Annotated in this window: 9 protein-coding genes and 3 pseudogenes; 8 read left to right on the top strand and 4 right to left on the bottom strand. The window is 61.2% G+C overall.

The genetic code is table 11. From position 1 onward, the window contains the following. Positions 1 to 61 precede the first annotated feature (61 nt). Positions 62 to 919: an IS21-like element helper ATPase IstB gene (gene istB / locus AC04SH_RS30855; protein ID WP_488481521.1), complete on the bottom strand. Its 858-nt coding sequence runs from the start codon at positions 917 to 919 to the stop codon at positions 62 to 64. Next, the gene (istA, locus tag AC04SH_RS30850; RefSeq protein WP_488481520.1) at positions 919 to 2,046 is read right to left on the bottom strand and encodes an IS21 family transposase; all 1,128 of its coding nucleotides are present in this window, start codon (positions 2,044 to 2,046) and stop codon (positions 919 to 921) included. Before istA ends, istB begins: the two co-directional genes overlap by 1 nt. Positions 2,047 to 2,914: 868 nt before the next feature. On the opposite strand from istA, the pseudogene AC04SH_RS30845 reads away from it, so the two are divergent. From AC04SH_RS30845 to AC04SH_RS30810, 8 genes and pseudogenes are all read left to right on the top strand, one after another. Continuing rightward, a pseudogene (locus tag AC04SH_RS30845) lies at positions 2,915 to 3,121 on the top strand (ATP-binding protein); the annotation flags it as partial. Positions 3,122 to 3,792: 671 nt separating this feature from the next. Further along, complete coding sequence (gene xopAD, locus AC04SH_RS30840) at positions 3,793 to 11,799, top strand: XopAD/skwp family type III secretion system effector (RefSeq protein ID WP_488481519.1); 8,007 nt, start codon at positions 3,793 to 3,795, stop codon at positions 11,797 to 11,799. A 1,166-nt stretch (positions 11,800 to 12,965) separates the two neighbouring features. Then, positions 12,966 to 13,712, top strand: a complete 747-nt coding sequence (locus tag AC04SH_RS30835) for a hypothetical protein (RefSeq protein ID WP_488481518.1) — start codon at positions 12,966 to 12,968, stop codon at positions 13,710 to 13,712. Between the two features lie 248 nt (positions 13,713 to 13,960). Beyond that, the gene (locus AC04SH_RS30830) at positions 13,961 to 14,239 is read left to right on the top strand and encodes a transposase (RefSeq protein ID WP_488481517.1); all 279 of its coding nucleotides are present in this window, start codon (positions 13,961 to 13,963) and stop codon (positions 14,237 to 14,239) included. Between the two features lie 2 nt (positions 14,240 to 14,241). After that, a pseudogene (locus AC04SH_RS30825) lies at positions 14,242 to 14,778 on the top strand (IS701 family transposase); the annotation flags it as partial. Positions 14,779 to 14,839: 61 nt separating this feature from the next. Continuing rightward, positions 14,840 to 15,235 carry a transposase gene (locus tag AC04SH_RS30820; RefSeq protein WP_488577727.1) on the top strand — a complete coding sequence of 132 codons (396 nt, stop codon included), beginning with the start codon at positions 14,840 to 14,842 and terminating at the stop codon, positions 15,233 to 15,235. A 240-nt stretch (positions 15,236 to 15,475) separates the two neighbouring features. Next, entirely contained in the window at positions 15,476 to 15,751 is a 276-nt protein-coding gene (locus AC04SH_RS30815; protein ID WP_488481515.1) for a hypothetical protein, read from the top strand. Positions 15,752 to 15,990: 239 nt separating this feature from the next. Then, positions 15,991 to 16,203: a cold-shock protein gene (locus AC04SH_RS30810; RefSeq protein ID WP_488481525.1), complete on the top strand. Its 213-nt coding sequence runs from the start codon at positions 15,991 to 15,993 to the stop codon at positions 16,201 to 16,203. Positions 16,204 to 17,174: 971 nt separating this feature from the next. Here the strand turns inward: AC04SH_RS30810 and AC04SH_RS30805 are convergent. Both AC04SH_RS30805 and AC04SH_RS30800 read right to left on the bottom strand, forming a co-directional pair. Beyond that, positions 17,175 to 17,570: an exopolysaccharide production repressor protein gene (locus tag AC04SH_RS30805; RefSeq protein ID WP_488481514.1), complete on the bottom strand. Its 396-nt coding sequence runs from the start codon at positions 17,568 to 17,570 to the stop codon at positions 17,175 to 17,177. 4 nt (positions 17,571 to 17,574) lie between these two features. Beyond that, positions 17,575 to 18,224, bottom strand: a pseudogene (locus AC04SH_RS30800) (SAM-dependent methyltransferase). Positions 18,225 to 19,472 lie beyond the last annotated feature (1,248 nt).

Genomic DNA, 19,472 nt, shown 5'->3' with positions numbered 1-19,472 from the left:
TGTCAAACGCCATCCGGAACTGCCCCCTTTGCGTCATGAAGAACTGCCCCCACCATCGGGTTCATGATGTCGGTTGAAGGTTGGTTCCGCCGGTGACGGGCCGGAGGGAGGCGGAGCCGACCGGAGGCCTGTCACCGGCGGGCGGCCTGATGAGGCCGCTGTTTCGCTTGGCGCGGAGCCGGTAGCTGTCGCCGCGGATGGTCAGCACGTGGCTGTGGTGCAAGAGCCGGTCGAGGATCGCGGTCGCGACCACCGGATCGGCGAACACGGTGCCCCATTCGGCAACGCTGCGGTTCGACGTGATCAGCATGGCGCCGGTTTCATAGCGCCGGCTGACCAGCTGGAAGAACAGGTGCGCCGCGTCGGGCTCCAGCGGCAAGTAGCCGAGCTCGTCGACGATCAGCAGCTTTGGTTTCGACAGCGCCAGCAGTTTCTCGTCTAGGCGCCGCTCGCCGTGCGCCTTGGCGAGGCCAGCGACCAGCGTCGTCGCCGTCGTGAACTGCGCTGTATATCCAGCCAGGATCGCCTCTCGCCCGAGCGCGATCGCCAAGTGCGTCTTGCCGACGCCCGGCGGGCCAAGCAGCAGCACGTTCTCGCCGTTGGCGATCCAGCGGGACGCGGCCAGGTCGCGGATCTGCTTGGGATCGATCGACGGCTGTGCCTCGAAGTCGAAGCCCGCAAGCTCCTTCACGGCCGGGAAGTGTGCGAGCTTCAGCGCCATCTCGATGCGGCGGTGATCCTTGCGCGCGATCTCACGCTCACACAGCAGGATCAGCGTCTCGCGCGTCGACAGGTTCGCGCGCGCCGCCTCGTCGAGCAAGCTGTCGAGCTGATCGCGGATGCCGAAGAGCTGCAATCGCGCCAGCATAGCGTCGAGCGGATCGATCGGTGCTTCGGTTGCTTTGTTTGTGCGCGCCATCAGAAGCCCCCTCCGATCGCTGCTTCGTATTCGGCAAGAGGACGCAACAACGAGGGCGCTTGCGACGACGCCGGCACCGCCGATGCCGCAATCTCCGCTCGGCAGACAGCGCCATTGCGACCGGCAACCCCGTCGAGGTGGGTGGCATCGACAATCCGCAGACGGCGGCCCTGCGATTGCCTGTGGACCGCAACCTCGCGCATGCCATGGCGGATGCGCACCTCGCCAGCCGCGACCGTCACTGCGACGCGCTCGCCGATCAACCGCCACGGCACCGAGTAGCTGTTGGTATCGACCTCGACGGCGCAATCGTTGCCGACGATGCGGCTCAGTTCGCGCAACAATCCGAACGACGGCCGCCCGCTGAGCGGCTTCAGACGGTGCGCCTCGTCACGCTCGAAGCGAGCCATCGGCGCCTCGCCGGTCGTGCCGTGGATACGCGCGTTCGCCACCTCGCGCTCCCACTTGGCAAGATGCGCCTCGAATGCCTCCCAGCTTGTGAAGGAATGACCCGCGATCGCGTTCTTCTTCACATAGCCGACGCCGCTCTCGGTCTTGCCCTTCGTGCGCGCCCGATACGGCGCGCAGGCGCGAGGACGGAAGCCCCAATGCTTTGCGAACGCGATGAGCTTGTCGTTGAACTCAACCGACCGGCTCGCCGCGTCGTGGCGCACGACGAGCGCGCGCGGATTGTCCATCAGAACTTCCTCCGGCACGCCGCCGAAGGTCGTGAACGCGCTCTCGATCCCGGCGAACCAGTGCTCCTGCTTCTCGGCCCGGAACGCACGCACATGCAGCCGTCGCGAATGCCCGAGCGTCGCCACGAACACGAATGCCTTGACCTTCGCGCCGCCGATCTCGACCAGACGCTCGCCGAAGTCGATCTGCAGCTGTCGCCCCGGCGGCGTCTCGAACCGCGTTGTCGCCAGCGCCTCGGCCCTCAGCGCCTGACGATAGGGCTGCACGGCGCGTTGCAGTGTTCGCCGGCTGACCGCCACGCCCTTCTCGGCCAGCAGGTCCTGGCGCACCACATCCGCATTGCCGCGATGCCGAATGAACCGCTCGCGCAGCCAACCCTCAAGGCCATCGAGCCGTTTCGGCCGCTCCGGCGACTTGAACGGCTTCACGCCGTCCGCCGCCACGTAGACCTTAACCGTGTTCCGGCGTCTTCATCACCTGCCCCCGTGGATCAATCCACGACGGGCTTTCCGTGATTCGTTGTTCGTTCATTTGCTCTCTCCTCAGCTATCCACTGAGGGGGCAATTCCTCGTGGCGCCGAGGGGGCAATTTTCCATGACGCGCGACACGCCCCTCTATCTATTCTACCGATGCTTGTGGCACCCAAACTCTCCATGATCCGTTGATGGTTTCACGCGGAAGCTCAACAAGCAGGTTCGAATCATGGCTATTTATCGGATAGCCAATCTCTAATTTATTGTCCTTAAGTGAACGTTGATTCACAACCAAATGTTCAGCGCCGGTAGTGGTATCCACAGAAACCACTACCTCACTAGGGTGCGTAGCAGGACCCACGTGCCTAACCCGAACCTTCATTGATTTAACCTCCTCAGCCAGGCTGCATATGATTTTTGAACCCAAGTTGAGCTAGGGCGGCTGATTTGCCCTATCCATCGCACTTGTTTTCAACAGTTTCCCTGCATCAGGCTTGCGCCGGAACAAAGCGAGAACAACATGCCAGTTTTTGGCCAACTGGTCGAATCACGTTTTGTTCTGAGTGTCGAAGGACGGGCGTTAACAACCCGTTGACCCAATGCGAACGGCCCACCTTGTGGAGGGGCGGGCCGCTCTTGGGTTCTATGTTTTCAGCTTGTTTTCTATGGAGTGCCAATGTCTCTATGAGACTACATGTTGACCCGATATCGGTGTCAGGCACAAGCGCTACGCCCGTTCGTCGGGTTTGTCAAATATAGTCGCCCCCGGCTGGGAGCCGTCGCGAGGGCTGCGGCCGGAAATTAACGCGCAAGTATTCTGCACTGTTTTTCCCACTCGTTAAGGCCCGCTACGAGGGCGCCAAGATTCTCACTTCAAAATCGCGGCTTTCCCTGGGGCGAGGTCTTCGGCGCACTTATCGTCGCAACCCCACTTCTCGATCTGCTGCTTCGCCACGTGGTTGTCGTCCAGATCGAAGGATCGAGCTATCGCTCCGCCATCGAGCCGAGTTCATGACCCAACACCTGCGATAAAAAGCTTCCATCAGCTGCCGACAATAAATCCACGATCGCGGCCGTGCAGGTTCTAGGTCAGGCTTACGTCAGGTGCAGGGGGTATTTTTGGTGTCGAAGCGCGCAATGCTGTGGTTACGGCGGACTGGTTCCTCGCCGGCGCAGCTGAGGAGTTCCGCCCTGCTGTGTCGAAACAAAGCGGTTTCGGCCGTCGCGGCGGGACCGTGTGTGCCAAGCGTTGTAACCGGCATTGTCGCCTACAGAGGAGACGAATCTTGACGGGAGTTGGCCGACGTTTGAATGCGCCCAGCGGATCAGGCGCGCACTGGTCCCGTGCTGAATCAGATCGGGGCAGTGGAAGGGATGGCTCGGCGTTCGGTTCTGTCGTGCAGGGCTTGCGCCCCCACGATAGAGAGTCAGGATCGTCCTCCGCTCAACGGCCGCCTTCGGCCACCGATGTCGGGCGCCGCACGTCAGCCGATTCTTCCGTTAGCGCGCGTGATGGCCGGCCAGTCGACTTGCCGCAACGGGACGCGACAAGTCGGGAAGAAAGTTCGGCGCGTTGGAGTGCCGAGGGCCGCAGTGCCGACCCGTCTAGGAGTTCACAACTACGTGTTCCTTCGTCGCGCAGGCAACCCGTATCCGGCCTGGAGCGCAGACCTAAACGGCGGCGCCTGGATGATGTCGCCATGCAGGGCGAGCAAACTGCAATCTCAGAGGCACAATCTAACGAAGCTCTGCACGCGATTTACTACGCTCACGACATCGTGGGATTCTCATGCGCAGTGGTGGAGCATGACAGACGGCTGCAGGACGCGGGCGACGAGATCCATGCAGCCTTCCTGCAAAAGGCCGCCGCACAGTTCAGAAATCAATTCGTCCCTCGCTTCGACGATGATATCCGCCGCGGGAAATCGTGGGGCTACGCCACCGCATGCAACGCGGTGAGTCGCGAGACCGGAGGTCAGGAAGGTATCGAAGCTTGCAAGGCGATGGCAGCTCGGGTGTCGCAGCTTCGCAATGCATCATTACGTGAAGTCGACCCCAAGGCCCTTTCGCTCTTGGCGGCATCATTTAGTCGGAATCCGCAGTCGAGAACATGCCGCAACGGGACAATCAGAATCGCCGAATTTTGCCGCGATGATGGCAGGGCACTAGGCGCGCTGAATAGTCAAAGTCTATCGTTGCTGGTGAACGGTTTCAGCAAGTGGCCGGAATGTCCGGAAACTCGTGCCGGCACTGAAGCTGTGGCCGGTGAGGTCCGTCGCCGCACCGACCGGCGTTTCCGGCTCGCTGATTTTAAGCAGCAGCATCTTGCGAACCTCGTGAACGGTTTTAGCAAGTGGCCGGAAGAGGAGTGGTCTCGCCAGGCCTCCGGAGCGATTGCCGGTGAGGTTGTTCGCCGCACTCGCGATGACTTCGGGCTCTCTGCTTTTAATCACCAGGACTTGGCGAACCTCGTGAACGGTTTCGGCAAGTGCCCTGAACAGGAGGTCTTTTGTAAAGCCACAGTTGACATCGCGGGCGAGGTTCTTCGCCGCGACCGCCGTGCCGGGCTCTCTGAATTCACCAACCAGGAACTGGCGAACCTGGTGCAGGGTTTCAGCAAGTGGCCAGAAGAGGCGGCTTCTCGCCAAGCCGCAGGCGCGATAGCCGGCGATGTCCTGCGTCGTGACCACCGTGCCCGGCTGTCTGATTTTACTCCGCAGCATCTTGCGCTCTTTGTGAACGGTTTCAGCAAGTGGCCGGAAGAGCAGTGGTCTCGCCAAGCCATCGGAGCGATCGCCGGTGAGGTCGGCCGCGCCGCCGCCCAAGGCGGGTCCGGGCTCTCTGCCTTTAATCACCAGGACCTGGCGAACCTGGTGAACGGTTTTAGCAAATGGCCGGAAGGGGATGTCTATCGCCAAGCCACAGTCGCAATCTCTACAGAACTCTCTCGCCGCGCCGGCGGGCAAGGGCTCTCGCATTTTACCCCACAGGAGCTGGCCAACCTGGTGAACGGGTTCAGCAAAATCCCGCACGATGCGGACTATCGCCAAGCCACAGCCGCGATCGCCAGTGAGGTTGTTCGCCGCGCCGTCCAAATTTCTGATTTTAATCACCACGACTTGACCAACCTGGTGAACGGTTTCAGCAAGTGGCCACAACAGGCGGACTGTCGCGATGCAACACGCGCGATCGCAAGTGACGTGTTTCGCCGCGCCGACCAGTTGCCTCATCTTACTCAGCAGGCGCTGGCGACATTCGTGAACGGGTTCAGCAAGTGGCCGGAAGAGGCGGCGTCTCGCCAAGCCGCAGTCGCGATCGCCGGCGAGGTCAGTCGCCGCGCCGCGCGCGGGGAGTTCGCGCTCTCTGAGTCTGATCCCCAGGACCTGGTGCATCTGGTGAACGGCTTCAGCAAATGGCCGCAAGAGGCGGGCTGTGGCAGCGCCACTGCGGCAATCGCCGGTGAGGTCCGTCGCCGCCCCGACCGGCTCTCTGCTTTTGATCATCAGGGTCTGGCAAATCTTGTGAACGGCTTCAGCAAGTGGCCGCAAGAGGCGGCATCTCGCCGAGCCACCAGCGCGATCGCCGGCGAGGTCCTTCGCCGCGGCGCCCGACTCCGTGACTTTGCCCACCAGCACCTGGCAAATCTGGTCAATGGTTTCAGCAAGTGGCCGGAGCGGGCGGACTGTCGCGATGCAATGCGCGCGATCGCCGGTGAGGTCTTTCGCCGCGCCGACCAGTTCCCTCATCTTGCTCAGCAGGCGCTGGCGACATTGGTGAATGGTTTCAGCAAGTGGCCGGAAGAGGCCGCCTCTCGCCATGCCACAGTCGCGATCGCCGGCGAGGTTAGTCGTCGCGCCGCGCGCGGCGACGTCAGACTCGCTGATTTTAATCGCCAGGACTTGGTGCACCTGGCGAACGGTTTCAGCAAATGGCCGCAAGAGGCGGGCAATCAGCAAGCAACGGACGCGATAGCGCATGAGGTCCTTGCCCGCCGCGCCCGACTCTCTGATTCTACGCGCTCGCACCTGGCTAGTCTGGTGAACGCTTTCAGCAAGTGGCCGAACGGGGCGTATTGTCGCGAGGCGACAGCCGCAATCGCGGAGGAAATCCGCCAACACCAGGTCTCCGATTTTGCTCCGCACGAGCTGGCCAACCTAGTCAACGGTTTCAGCAAGTTGCCGGAAGTGGCGGCATCTCGCCAAGCCACTGCCGCGATCGCAAGCGAGGTCCTTCGCAGTCCCCGGCTAAGGGACTTTAATCAACAAGATCTGGCTAATTTGGTGAACGGTTTCAGCAAATGGCGGGAAGAGCCGAACTGTCGCGACGCCACGGTTGCGGTCGCCAACGAGGTCCGCCGCCGCCAGCTCTTTGACTTTGCTCCCCAGGGGCTAACGAACCTGGTGAACGGTTTCAGCAAATGGCCGGAGGCGCCGGACTGTCGGGATGCCACGGTCGCGGTCGCCAATGAGCTTGTTCGCCGCGGCGCCCAGCTCTCTGATTTTACCCATCAGCACTTGGCTAATCTGGCGAATGGATTCAGCAAATGGCCGGAGGCACCCGACTGTCGCGACGCCACCGTCGCAATCGGACGAGAAGTTCTTGACCGTGATATCCGGCTTTCTCCTTCGCAGGAGCTAGCGAACCTGGTGAACGCGTTCAGCAAGTGGCCAGATCAGGCGGAGTGCCAGCAAGCCACGATCGCGATCGCTCATGAGGTCTTTCTCCGCGGCTCTTTGTTCTCTGGGGTTGATCCACTGGAGTTGGCAAATCTGGTAAATGGCTTCAGCAAATGGCCTGAAGCGCCGGAATGCCGCGATGCCACGTTTGCGATTGCGGGTGAACTCCTTCGCCGCGGCGCCCAACTTTCCAATTTTGCCCACCAGCACTTGGCTAATCTGGTGAATGGTTTCAGTAAGTGGCCGGACGGGGCGAACTGTCGCGAAGCAACACGCGCGATTGCCGGCGAGGTCTCTCGCCGAGCCGAACTCTCTGATTTTTCCCCCCTGGGCCTGGCGAACCTGTTGAACGGCTTCAGCAAGTGGCCGGATGAAGAGGGCTGTCGCAAAGCCGCGATCGTGATCGCCGGGGAAGCGCGTAAGCGCCAGTTCGCCGATTTCGCTCCTCAGGTCGTGGCGACCTTGATGAACGGATTCACCAAGTGGCCGGAAGAGGAGGCGTGCCGGCAGTCCACGACGGACATTGCCCGCGCATTGGGCACGCGAGGGCAACGTTTCGGTGTGTTCACCACCCCCCAACTGACTATTCTCGCCAATGCTCTATCACGAATGATCATGAGGGCAGAGGACAGCGGGGACATTCCGGACGCTGCTCTGCCGAAGGATCGGTTACACAAGCTCGCCCACCACCTGCACTACGACAGTGATCGCCTGGCACAGGCTGGCGTTCTGCACATCACAACCATTTTCAAGGCGCTGGGTAAGGCTCGGCTGTCTGATGATTTCGGTTTGCTCGCACCGACAGGCTTGAACCGGCTCGCGGAATTGCGTCAAGCCCCTGAATTTACGGTCCAGAACGATCTGGAAACCATGGGTAATCTGTGTGCGGCTCTGCTGCCGCTGGCGCGCAGCCCACAAAAGGCGCTGCGCTGGCACCGCACGCAGGCTCTCAATCTGCTCAACGACCTCCAACCGGTGGTCGAGCAGAAGATCGAGGCGCATCTGAACGCAAGCGACGCGGAACGGACCCGCGGGCCGCTCGCCAGCAGATGCCCCGCCCTGTCGATCTATCAGACGCTCAAGGCCCGGGCGGTCCTGGAGAGATTGTTCAGGCCACCGTATGTCGAGGGCAAGAAGTCCGATTTGCGGGTGAGGCAGCAAGAGCTTGAGTTCAAGACCAAAGAGATCCTGGACAGCACGCGCGGCCTCATAGAAGGCGACCTTTCCAGCATGAGCTGGAACCTGATCGCGCAGATCGAGGCGGAAAGTCCAGTTGACGCGCTCGACTTGTTCATGGAGCAGGATGCGGCGGCGATCCAGGCCCAACATCCTGCGTCGGTGTTCGACGTGCATCAGGTCTTGCGAAGCATGGATCACGATCCCAGACCGCCGCGGGGTGAGGCGGGACTGATGCAGCTGCCGGTGGTGGACATGCAGGGCCGGCCTCTGGCCACGGACCCGGAGAAACGGTATTCGATTTTTCATCGCCTGACCTCGGGAGCTTTGCCGGTCGTTGCGGTGCAGCTGCCAGGAACCCCGAGCGCCTTCATGCTGGCGCGCACGGTGAACGTCAACGGTGTGCCATACCGCATGGACCTGTTCGGCGGCAGCAAGCTAAAGCCACCGCGATTGACCGTGTCTCAGATCGCAGCACGTGCTCCAGGCGACGCAGCAAAGCCTTCCGGGGGAAAGCTGCTGGCCATTCCCTATGCCGATACCGCACCGGGCACGGCCTTCGAACAGCTGTCGCGTGCCTGGGCTCCTTTCAAGGAGGCATATTATTACACTCAGCGCAGGGGTTTTGCCGCGCCGCCGGCAATCAAGGGCCTGGGGGTTCACGATTACGCGCTGGAAGGCGCCTTCAAACTGTCGCTGCTGCCGGATCGCCCCGCCAACCAGGAGCATCCCTTCAGGCTGACTGGGCCGGAGGGCCCGATCGCCTTGCGGCCGCATGACGGCTGCGGCTTCATCAGGGCCTCGCTGGCCGAGCGTATGCCGGCTGTTCGTCGTGCCGGCGAGCAGGAAGGTCCTGATCGCGTGCCTGCCTATGGTGAGGGAAGGAAATCATGCCTGCCAGTCTCGGCGCTGCAACATTATCCGCGCGGCGAGCAAGTGGCGGATGAGGCGCGAGAAAAAGCCCTGACCTGGCTCGAGAGCCGACAAGGCCAAGAGCTGTCGGCCGAAGATCTGTTTCGCACAGTGACCGCCGGACATATCGACGGTCCCGGTGCGGTTGCCGTACCCTCCAGTGATGAGAGTCTCCATGTGCCGACGCTCAAGAGCGACATGTTGGCGGGGACGAGCGGCGTGCTGATCGGGCGCTCGCCCTATGACAAGCCGAACCTGCGCCCGTTTGCGGCCGAAGGAGTCAAGTCGGCCGTCGAAGGGGATCCGACCGCTGTATTTCTCGACAACTGTACGGCCATCCAATACAGCTTCAACGTCGCTCAGAAGCAGGGGCACGAACTGGCGGCTGACGATCCGACCTTTTTTGCCAAAGGCATCCTGATCGTTGTGCCGGATAAGATGTGGCCGGCAGCCTACGCTGACCGTGGGCTGATCCTGTCCGCCGAGGACGTCAAGTGCCATTCGAGCTGGACCTCGGGCAAGGACCGCGTCAAGGAGGACACCCCGCTTGAGTGCCTCGGCATCCTGCAGGCGACCGAGGTGTTTGCCCCGGGCTCGCTCATTGCCGTGCCGACCGGTGAACAGAAAAAACTTGACGGTGACTTCGACGGAGACAGCCTCATCATCGTCGGCGAACGGCCGCAGCTTTACGAGCATGTCAGGCAATTCGACGAAGAGGAGCAGGCTCGCGGACTGCGCTCTCTCAAGCCGCCAAAGTCGCACACCCCGGCGATTGAAGACGGTCGCTACAAGTTCGGTCGCGCCAGCCAGATCCTGGCCGCCACGCGCAATGTTCTGGAAATCTATACCGGCCTGCAGCGAAACTTCCTGGCTCAATCGCATGAAGGCCGACACTGGTTTGCCGAGCGTGCCATATTCGGCACCTACGAAGGTCTTCACCAAGAACTCAAGCGCGACATCCGGGGCCTGTTGGAGCAGGAACAGGTCAGTGCTGAGGATCTCCAGGACAAGCTCGAGAGGGCGCAGCACGAGATAGAGGTGGCAGACCATCCAGTCGCACGCGAGATGGCCGAGTTGCTCCTCGCCGAGCTGGAGGCGTGGGCCGCGAAGCTGGATGAGCAAGTCGGCCCCGCGACAGCCGCCAGCGTGAGCGAACCACAGCTCGAAATGAGCCAATCGCTCTGCGAGCTGTTCCCGGAGCTGGCGGAGACCTATTCTGCAACACCTCGTCCCCGAGACCGCATCCAGCTCCTCGTCGACCGTTACCCTGCGCGCATCGACCCGCGGCCCGATGGTTACAATCCGCGTGACCTCGTGCAAAGCGCAAACAATCTCATGAGCCTGGGTATCAAGGTCGGAACTGACGCCTATAAGTCCGACACTGGCGCGCACATCTTTATGTTTAAGAGCAGGTACCTTGGGCGCCTGCTGCAACAGATACCAGGGTTGAAACCAGTGCCTTACACCAAGAGCATTGCGGCTGCCCTCAACCAGGGCCGGTTCGATGTCGACGCGACATTGCAGGATCTGAAGGACAATCCGACGCTGGCGGCTTCCGTCATGCAAGCCTCGATCCAACTTGTTTCCCAGCGAGGCATACTGCCTGAACCCTCGCGCCGGGGACTTGTTGGCGATGATTCCGTCATGACAATGACCTTGACTCGCGAGCAGGCCGTACTGCGTGCCCAAATGGAGGCTTCCCGCGCTCAAGCCGAAGAGAAAGACATCACCCCGACGGCAATCGCGGTTGCCGAGGCACTCAGGAGCGCCGATATCCCGGTGGAGATGCCCCACCTTGCTCAGCGTTTGAGATCGGAAAGCTCGATGACCGACCAACTCGTCGGCATGGAGGCCTCGTTTGAGACTGGCGCCCAGCTGATCAGCAACGCTGTACGCCACGTCTTCGAATTCCCTGATAAGGATTTTACACGTGCCTTCAAGAAGGCCATTTTGGCCTTCGACGAGAGCGGCTATGCCGAAGTCAGCACGACCAACTGGTTCAGGTCGCGATCGCCCACCTTCGTCGGCATCAAGACTGTTTTCGCCACGCCGGGCGGCTACCGGTTCGAGGTGGAGTTCCATACGGCAGACAGCTACAAGGCCAAAATCGACAATCACGACACCTACAAGGAGCTGCAGAAGCTGCAGGAGCTGCAGCGAGAAAGCCATGAGCCCCTGGATCAGTCTGTAGCCGAGCAACTCTTGGAGCGCGTGCGACAGGCCTGCAACAAGGTCGTCATCCCCGACGGAGCCCTAGCGATCCCTCACTGGGACGCCGACGCGGATAGCACAGTTGGTGCAAGCCTGGCTCGTCGGTTGCACGTAGCCCCGCAACGACGCGCGGACCACTCCCCGCTCGCAAAAGAGATTCTTGGCGCCCTGGATGCGCGATCGATCGTGCTCGTCGGCATGAAGGGCGCCGGGAAATCCAGTGTGGGCCGTGCACTCGCCAAACGACTAGGGCTGAGGTTTGTCGATTCCGATAGAGAAATCGAAGCGAAGACCGGCAAGTCCATAGCCAAGATTGTCGCTGAGGATGGCGAGGCGCATTTCAGAAATCTTGAGGTGAACCAGATCAGGCAGTCGCTCGAACAAGGGCCGGCTGTGCTCGCAACCGGTGGTGAAGCATTCATGGTCGACGAAATCCGGCATCATGTTGGCGAGAAGGCGGTCTCGATCTGGCTCAATACCAGCGAGGACGTGATCAAGCGGAACCTAAGACGCAAGGGTCCGAAGGTGCAAACCGCCGACCAAGACCAGACCATCACAAACCTGATGCACGCGAGCAATCCCGTCTATAAGCTCGCTGACCTCACGATTGCCCCGCAGCACCAGCGGGATCTCAAGAGCGCGAATTCTTGCCTGACCGCGCTCCACGCCCATCTTTGCGGTGAGGGCAGGCAGGCCCAACCTCGTTCCGGCTTGGAGGAAGCGGCACCATGATGGCCAGCCACTCGGTGCCGTTCAGCTTCTCCATCTCCTGCATCTGGCCGAATGACCGGATGCGATAAGGGCCGGTCCTGTCAGTGCGTCGCCTCGACGTCCTCTTGCAACGCCTCCCGCGAACTGATGTCAGTGCGCGAGCGGCCCGGAACCCCGTCGCTCGGCTTTGATATCATCGTCGAGAACGATGGGGATGAAGCAACGGCATCCCGGAACGGCATGCCGGTCAGATAGATGAGTGGACAGGATTGAGCGAGCCGCTCGGCTCCGTTTCAGAGCTCCTTTACAGCAGGCTGTTCGTCAGCGTCTCGACAGCTAGCCAGAGTAGCAGAAAGGCGCCGTGCATACCTGATTGTGAACGTAAGAGGCTTAACGTGGACCCGAGTCACTTCAATCCATTCAGTCCGATTGCTCCGCGACTTTGCTCGAAAGCTCTTCCCGGGCAAGAGGGGACCAAAAAGCGGTTGAGCATGCTTGAGCGCTGGCGTCAGAGCCAGGCGCAGGGTACTTGGCGAGCCAACAGAGCCAACTCTGGCCAGCCAGTGTATCAGCCGGCTGCGTCGCCAAAATCGAGTTTCGATCAAGACGAGATTTTGCGATTGCATGACGCGGAACAACCCGCCGCTGCGCCGCACAATGCCAAGGGACTTTGGGCAGGGGTGGATCAGAGGGCGCAGTTGTCGGCCGATAGTTGGAATACGGCGAACTTTCGGCGGGGCCTGGTTCACCCGCTCATTCGCCAGCGTCAACCGTCAATCAACCCAGCCGCATCCCCCTTCAAGCAAGCGCCTTGGGGATCGTTGTTGGGTCAGCCGGATCCACCAGCATACGCCCCGGAACTGGAATCGCGGCGACCGACGGACGTCCGTGGAGCTCATGCGCGGAATGGAGTGGCAGAACGTAGTGCCCAGCGTATCCACGGCCGCAGACAAATCTCACCGTCGAGGGCGTTCCCTACACGGCGGTGTTGGCGCGAAGGGCAGGCAAGATGCATGCAAGCCTACCGAGCCTGAACAGGTGGTTGCCGACCGGTATCGGGATACATCGAACGATCTGCGGTCGCGCCCACGATACGTTTCGCTGTCGCGGCTGCCGCCATGTTTTCCATCCGCGGGCTGCGTTCCTGCAGCCCTCGCCTCGTGACGCAACGCAAAGGATTTCCTAGCATGGGTACTCGAAATTTCATCGCAGCAGCGGCCTCCCTCGCCCTTATGGTGACGGTTTCGTCACCCTGCGAGGCCCGCGGCCCCTTTACCAACGACACGGCCTCGCGCACCGAGGCGCTGGCCCTTTTGGAAACCCTCAACGCTGACCTGCTCAGCCATCCCAGCGCCACGCTCACGCTGGAACGATGGTGTGGTGACCACGGGCTGGCGCCGGAAGCGAAGATCGTCGCCCGTCGCGTTAAGAGCGATGACAAACTGCTGCCGGAAAATGGCCGTGAGGCATTGGGCATTAGCGCCGACGAACCGGTTCGGTACCGCCATGTGCAGCTCGCCTGTGGCGCGGTAGTGCTCTCCGAAGCCGATAACTGGTACGTCCCGTCGCGGCTCACACCGCAGATGAACCAGATACTCGACACCACTGAACAGCCCTTCGGCAAGGTGGTCCAGCCGCTGCACTTTCGCCGACAGACCATTAGCGCCGAGCTGCTATGGTCGCCGCTGCCCAAGGGATGGGAGATGGAGGCGCCGCTGCCGGCGGAAGGGGAGGGCGTGCTGGCCATTCCCCACGAGGTGCTTCGGCACCGGGCCATCCTCTATAGCGGGGCGAACCAGCCCTTCAGCCTAGTGGTGGAGACCTACACAGCCGAAGTTCTGGCCTTCGGCCGCCGCTTGAAATTCACGAATTTTCACTTGCGGGCTGGTTGCCACTTATCCGAATCAGAACAGCAAGACGGCAGGGTGCGGTAGCTGCATCGCAAGGAGTGTTTGTGATGGAAATATCCGGCGCGGCCCAGGCGCCGAAACCATTTCGGCAGCGACGATAACGATCAAATCTATGCTGTGGGCAGTGACCCAGCCTTCGGCGGCGCGGGCCATGACTACGTCGACGGAGCCTTGCACTACTTTGGCAGTTTTTTAGTTCTGGGAGCGTTTTGAGGATTCCCAAGAGCGGTTTTGCTTGATTCATGAGAGGTCGGCTGTTGGAGGGGCCGACCATGAACAGGGATTGGCAACTCGATCTGGAGCGGTGGCTTGAGCCGTTCGTCTCGGCGTTGCGGCACAAGACGCGTACGCGGATGTGTCCGGCCTATATTGCTGGGCTGATTGGCCTTGGGGATCGCAAGAGCGTCCAACCGATGGCGGCGCGCGACGCAGGCGTCAACTATGACCAGCTGCACCACTTCATCGCGAGCGGCGTGTGGGATGCTGCGCCGCTGGAGAAGGGCTGCTGGCGGAGGCTGACAGACAAGTTGGCGGGAACGATGCGTGACTGATCGTGGACGACACCGCGCTCCCCAAGAAGGGGCGCCACTCGGTCGGCGTCGCGCCGCAATATGCCTCGGCGCTTGGCAAGAACGCCAACTGCCAGACGCTAGTGTCGCTGACGCTGGCCTCTGGCGAAGTGCCGCTCATGCTGGGGTTGCGGCTGTTTCTGCCCGAAAGCTGGACTTCCGATCCCGCCCGGCTCGACCGTGCCGGTGTGCCAGAGGACCATCGTGCTTACAGGACCAAGCCCGAAATCGCGCTGGCCGAGATCGACCGGGCTCGTGCAGCCGGCTTACGCTTTGGCTGCGTGCTCGCCGATGCCGGATATGGCTTGAGCGCGCCCTTCCGGCAGGCACTCACCGAGCGCGGTCTCGCCTGGGCGGTCGGCATCCCGTTCAAGCAGAAGGTCTATGCCGCCGACGTGGCGATGATCTTCCCCGTTGCCGGACGCGGCCGCCCGCGCCGCCGGCATATCCCCGATGTGAAGTCGATGACCGCGCAGGCGGCCTCTCGGCGCGCTTCGCCGCTGTCCGTGTCCGGGTTGCGGATGGCCACCCCAGCGCATCCGCGACATGGGCGCTCAACATCTGCCCGGCGAGGAGGTCTGGGTGATCGGCGAGCACCGCTCGACCGGCGAGCTCAAATACTACCTCTCCAACTTGCCCGCCGACACCCCGCTCGAGCAGATCGCAGGCGCCATCAAGGCGCGCTGGGTCTGCGAACAGGCGCATCAGCAGCTCAAGGAGGAACTTGGCCTCGACCACTTCGAGGGGCGCTCATGGACGGGCCTGCACCGCCACGCGCTGATGACGATGATCGCCTACGCCTTCCTGCAATCTCGCCGCCTCAAACAAGCGGGAGGGGGAAAAAGCATCCTCGGCCCGCCGCCTCAACCGAGCCTACCCGCCGTCAGGCAAGCCATCCTCACCGCGCTCGCGCAGCCGCCCCCAATCCGTTGTCCCCCCTGCCACAGAACCCTCTCCGCTAAAAAACTGCCAAAGTAGTGCTAGGTCAACGACACGTATCATCGTGGGACAATGACACGCTCCACGGCGGCTCGGCAACAATGTCCTCCACGTGGGTGACGGCAGGGACTGCTGGTCGGCGACGAAGACAATTACACTTTCGTGCTCCCGTCCCATAATCCAACGCCTGCGCCAGCTAACGAATTCCCGGCGACCTGAGGGCATTGCCGACGGACATGACCGGTATCCAGGATTTCGATCCGAAGCCTCTCGCCTTCGATGCTGCGCAAGGTCAGTTTCAACTTCGACTTCGTCAACAATGGTAGCAAACAACCTGGCTCCCGGCGTCTACAACTGTGCGGCTTCGGCTGCGAAGGCGAGCACGCTATGGTGATCACTGGCCAATCTTTCACCTCTGCCTCCGCCGCCGCGAGCGCGATCTGCGGCGAGACCCCCCGCAACATAATCGTATATTACGACACCCCCACCAAACTCGCGGGTTTGGCCTATGTCACCCAAAAGAACCACGCGCAGCACTTCATCTACCTGAACTAGCGTGGGTGCCCTGCGCCTCCCGCGTCGGACTTCACCTCGCCTGAACCGGAAAACCCATACAGACCAACACCCCGCCGCCAGCGCCTATTCCGCCACTTATGGGGCGCGTCAACGATGTGCCGATTCAAGCCGGACGCGGCAATTTTTCGCTTTTGCCTAGTCTAACACCGAAGTATTGGTATCAAGTCGGCCTGACCTATGGCCTGTCAATGTTGCAATTGTTACAAAGGAATACGCATATGGCGACTGGAACAGTGAAGTGGTTCAACAGCACCAAGGGGTTTGGATTTATCCAGCCCGACAATGGCGGTCAGGATGTTTTCGTCCACATTTCCGCCGTCGAACGCGCGGGACTTTCGACCCTCACCGACGGCCAGAAGATCAATTATGAGATCGAACAGGACCGTCGCACCGGCAAGTCCTCCGCTGGCAACCTCAGCAAAGTTGGGTGACTCCTCTCCAGCGGCCGGCAGGAACCTGCCGGACGCGCCACACCCCGGATGCGAACGAGACACGGGCTCGACCGCAGACCGGGGTAGCAGATTGTTGCCAGCCGCCGCGAATTATTGTGAGCCAAGGATGTTTGCGAGTGAAGCCGAGCTTGTCCCAGGCTGAACGAAAGCGCGAACTACATTTTGCCGATCCCTCTCAAAGCCAGCCCTCGGAGAAGAAGTGTGATCGCGACCGGGCGGTCCTCACCCGACATTGAGGAAACGCGCCGTTTCGCGCGCTGTCGAGAAGGGCAAAGTCCAGACAAAGGATCTACCGATATCGGTGTTTCTCGCAGTGCCTCGCCAGCTGGGGAGAAGGTTTGCTCCCCTCGGAAACCGACAGCTCAAGCTTGCCCACTCGGGCGACAAGGGAGCAGCCGTAAGAGCCTGAGTTTAGCCGAGCCGCTTAGGTTTGCGCCCGGTCTTCGAAGCGCACGCCTCGTCCATCTCGGCGTCGAGCACCTCCTGTATCGCCACACGATCAGTGCTTGAGGTCGACGCCTGGCAACTGCTGGCGCAAGTACGTCGCCACCGCGACCGTTATTAGGCACCGCTATTGATCAGCCCCGTGCTCTAGGCGTAACGCCGAGGCCGGAGCCATGGACCTTGGCCTCGTTCAAGGCTCAAGCCGCGATAAGCGAAATGATCCGTCGGGGACGGCAATCAAGGAAATGGACATGCCACGCTGCGGCACCAGCTCACGAACAAAGCGGCTTGCTGGGTACGCTGGCACTCCAAGCGCGAGCGCTCTCATTTCCCGGCATCATTGGTTCTGCTCATGATGCTTAGCTGCCAATGCCGCTTCCAAACTCGCGCCAGCAACCTGGTGGTGTAATGTCCCGAGGCTGGGCCCCCGACGAATGGCCGGGCGGTCGTCTCAGTCTAAGCCTGCCTCGACAGGCCTGCATGGAAGATGCAAACCGGCCTCTCGCTCAGATCGAAGTGGATGCGGCGGACATCATGATCGCATGCGAGTCTTCTGATTCGACTGTGGCGACAGTGTTGTCTTGCGTAGGCTCGGCGCAAGAGCTTGGCTCGCCTCCATGTTGACGCTCGGTGCGAAACTCGGCGCAGGTAAGGCTGCAACGCTGGCTTAGGCTTGTGTCCAGCTGTTGCAAAGGCATGCTTGGATCTAGTGCGACTGCCGGCCCCAGGCCCTGTTTCCAGACGAGATAAAGCACTGCCAACGAATATGCGACCTGCATGAGCAAAAAGCACAGACCGGCTTGCACAAACACGGCGATGAACGAGCCGGTCAGGCAATACGTCGCGATGGCAAAAACGGCCAACGTGCCGACCATGCCGCTAACAAACCGGGCTGCTGCCATTTGCTCAATCCCGTCTTTCGCTTGCCGAACCCTCGGCCGGTTCAGCGGCGTGTTTAAAGAGTACGAACAAATAGTCCCAGCTGGGGGCATTGCCCTGACATCGCAGGCGCAGCAGCTGAGACAGCTTCGGGTTCAACGTGGCTGTCGCGGGCTCGGCATTGGCGAAACGGCCCCGGTGTGGGCGCTTTGAATCGCGCCGCGATCCGGAAACCAGATGACCGTCCGGAGCAAACACGCGAACCAGATTTTCGATCGCTGTTCGCAGTTCCGCTCTGCACGGGACATGGCAAAGCACGTCGCCCAGGACGATGAGGTCGAACAACTCCCTGCCTGAGCTGCGTTGGTCGTCGTAGACCACCCGACCGATGCGCGAAAAATCCTGCACGCGCAGGCGCGTCAGGGAAAGCATTTGCGGCTCACGTCCATGACCGTGAGCCATTCGCAATGCGTCGCCAGCTGCTCCGTTAAAGCCTTGGTCCCCCACCCGGCCTGAAGCCGAGCGCTAGGGGACCTTCGCAAGATGCTACCCGCAACAACTGCCTGGTGGCATTGGCGCTCGAAGGCGCTGGCGTTGATCTGCCAGGGATTGCTTTCTGGCAATTCCAAACACAAGAGTTGATGATCGTCGTGCGACAATGATGAGCCCTTCGCCATTCTCAGAGACTTGTTCTCCAGATTGTCTTTTGCGGGGAGGAAGAGGCTGGATGGCCAAAAGATGGCCTGCGAGCCAGGGGTTTTGTCGGGCAGTGCGAACCGGAAGCGGAGTGCGCATTGTCCAATGGCGAGAGGAAGAGGAGCGAGATCTGCCCTGCCGCCCAGACGTCCTAATCCATCGCGCCTCAGAGCGCACGAACAGATCTCCTACGGCCACTTCCTGAAGCACGGGGTACGCTCTTTCGCTTGCCATCGATTGATCAGCAGATAATTGTAGCCGTCCCTAATTTATAACTGTCGATCGGAACAATGGATTGTTTGGATGCAACACATCGAAGCGGTAGATGTCTGAGCGGACTTGGATGACCAGCTCGCGATGGGCATTATCTCGTTTGAGCGAGCATTTCGGGGAGTTCACGCAAGGCCACGTAGCCATCCCACTTCGGAATCATGAGATTTCGGCTTCCGTGGCCCAACGGTCGCTAAAGCCGAGCTATGCCATGAGGCCCGCTCTCCGACGGTTGCGGCATCGTGGAGCCTCCGTGACCCGCAAACTTGCGGATCGCTCCGATGCGCAGCTCCTGCAAACCTTGTGCCGCCATGTCCCTCACGTACTCCAGATTGAACCTTCTGGGCCAATTCGCGACAAAGCCTGGTCCGAGTCATGCGCGCCTAGATATCTTCATAGCGGACCGCGTCTGTCGACGAACGAGTACGGCTCGGGACCTCACCACAGCAGTATCCCGAGTGACGACTTGTTCAGCTTCTTGCCCGCGGCTTTGTCGGCCTCAGTTCTGCGGCCATTGTTTCCCGGTGGTCAAATCGCGCAGGGCCTCGGGCCGGCAAGTCGGCGCTTTACCAGCGCCATCTCAGCACTTGCCGCGCGCAATCGTATTCGCCTGTGCTTCAGCAGATGCAGGCGATGCTGACGAGTGCCGCCAAGCCATCTCCATGAGGACACCGGCGACGGCACTCGCACCCCGCTCGCAGACGACCGGTTCGATGCCGCTCAAGTCTTCGCCCTTTAGCAATGACCAATCGTCATGCATGCTCTGCGGTGCGGCGGCCGGCCATGTCGACGGCCGGAGTTTCGCCCGCAAGGCAACGCGAGGATGCGGATCGCACCCATCCTCTGGCAAAATGGGGCAGGGACAGCTCTCGCGCGCTCGCGGTCGTTAGTCAGATTGTGGGCAACACGACAGTCTCAGCTCGAAACACGACAGTATCAGCTCCGCAACGAGCACGTCG

The organism is Mesorhizobium sp. CNPSo 4688 (assembly GCF_057784295.1).
This window is presented reverse-complemented; position numbering and strand designations above follow the sequence as displayed.